The 2,193-nt window shown below is 68.1% G+C and carries 1 protein-coding gene; it reads left to right on the top strand.

The features are described from left to right. On the top strand, positions 1 to 2,193 hold a 2,193-nt coding region (locus U9J66_RS26075), incomplete at both ends, for a condensation domain-containing protein (RefSeq protein WP_326339079.1).

Raw genomic sequence — 2,193 nt, 5'->3', positions numbered from 1 at the left:
TACCGGGGACCTGGCGCGGTGGACCTCCTCGGGTGACCTGGAGTACGTCGGCAGGGTCGATGATCAGGTCAAGGTGCGGGGCTTTCGGGTGGAGCCGGGCGAGGTCGAGGTCGTTCTCACCTCCCTGCCGGAGGTCGCGCGGGCCGCGGTGGTGGTGTGTGAGGATCGTCCCGGTGACAGGCGTCTGGTGGCCTACGTCGTCGGTGTCTCCGGGACGGAACCCGATGGGGTCGGGATTCGCGCGGCGCTCACGGAGCTTCTGCCGGAGTACATGGTGCCTTCGGCGGTGGTGGTGCTGGACGGGCTTCCCCTGACGGCCAATGGGAAACTGGACAGGCGTGCTCTTCCGGCCCCGGACTATGCCTCGATGTCCTCCGGGCGCTCTCCCCGTACTCCTACGGAGGAGATCCTCTGCCGACTGTTCGCCGAGGTCCTGGGTCTGGAGCGGGTGGGGATCGACGACTCGTTCTTCGACCTGGGCGGACACTCGCTGCTCGCCACCCGGCTCATCTCCAGGATCCGATCCGCGCTCGGCCACGCACCGAGCATCCGCGATCTCTTCCGTTCCCCCACGGTCGCGGGGGTCGCGGCTTCGGTGCTCTCGGCCTCCACCACCCCGGCCCAGCAAAGGATCACTCCTCGGGAACGCCCCGAGAGGATCCCCATGTCCTCCGCGCAGTCTCGCCTGTGGTTCCTGCACCAATGGGAGGGGCCGAGCCCGACCTACAACATCCCCATCGTCGTACGGCTCCAAGGAGAGATCGACGAGGAGGCCCTGCGTCGGGCTCTGGCCGATGTGGTCGGTCGGCACGAGGCGCTGCGTACCGTCTTCCCCGCGGCCGAGGGCGAGTCCTTCCAAAGGATTCTGGGCCCTGAGGAGGCCGAGCCCGAACTGGAGGTGGTCGTCCCCTCCGCCCCGGACGCGCATGATGAGATCCACGAGGCGCTGAGTCACACCTTCGACCTGGAGAACCGGATACCGATCCGAGGGTGGCTCATGCGCACCGGCGACTCCGAAGCCGTGTTGGTGGTGCTCCTGCACCACATCGCGGGCGACGGCTGGTCGATGGTTCCTCTCATGGACGATCTGGCCGCCGCCTACGCCGATCGTCTTCAAGGGAGGGGTCCCGGTTGGAGCGGCCGCCCCGACCTCGCCGTCCAGTACGCCGACTACGCGTTGTGGCAGCACGACGTCCTCGGTGACCCGACGGACCCCGAGAGCCTGGCGGGCACACGACTCGCCTTCTGGAAGAAGGCTCTGGAGGGCGCGCCCGAGCTCTTGGAACTGCCGACCGACCGGCCTCGCCCCACGGTCGCGAGTCACCGGGGCGGAACGGTGCCCTTCTCCCTGCCCGAGGAAACGCATCGTGGTCTGATCGGGCTGGCCGCCGCGCAGGGGGTCACCCTGTTCATGGTGGTCCAGGCGGCACTGGCCGTGGCACTCGGCCGTTCGGGCGCCGGTACGGACCTCCCTATCGGTACCTCCGTCGCCGGACGTTCGGACGAGGCCCTGGACCACCTGGTCGGTTTCTTCGTCAACAGCCTCGTGTTGCGTACCGATCTGTCCGGGGACCCCACCTTCACCGAACTGTTGGCCCGGGTGCGTGAGACGGATCTGGCCGCCTTCGACCATGGGGACGTGCCCTTCGACAAGGTGGTCGAGGCCCTCGCACCGAGTCGTTCGACCGCGCGGCATCCGCTCTTCCAAGTGATGCTGGTCCTTCAGAACAACACGGCCGCGCGCCTGGACCTATCCGGAGTCGAGGCCGAGGTGGACTTCCGGCACATGGGGCGGACCAAGTTCGACCTCACGTTGGACATCGGAGAGGAACACGACGGAACGGGCGCCCCCTCGGGGATCGTCGGCAGGTTGGAGTACGCGGTCGACCTGTTCGAGCGTGAGACGGCGGAGGCCCTCGTCGCCCGAGTGGAACGGGTGCTGATGGAGGTCGTGACCGACCCGGAGAGGCGGATCGGGGACATCGACCTGCTCTCCGCCGACGAGGCGCGGCGGGTCCTGCCGGAGATCGATGACGGACACCGCGCGGTGATCGCCGGTCGTACGGTGCACGAGGTGTTCGAGGAGAGGGTGGTGCGGGCGCCGGAGGCGGTGGCGTTGGTGTTCGAGGGTGAGGAGGTCTCCTATGGGGGGTTGAACGCTCGGGCGAACCGGTTGGCTCGATATCTGTGTGC

The sequence above is a fragment of the Nocardiopsis sp. LDBS1602 genome, from assembly GCF_035818715.1.
Taxonomy (GTDB): domain Bacteria; phylum Actinomycetota; class Actinomycetes; order Streptosporangiales; family Streptosporangiaceae; genus Nocardiopsis; species Nocardiopsis alba.
This window is presented reverse-complemented; position numbering and strand designations above follow the sequence as displayed.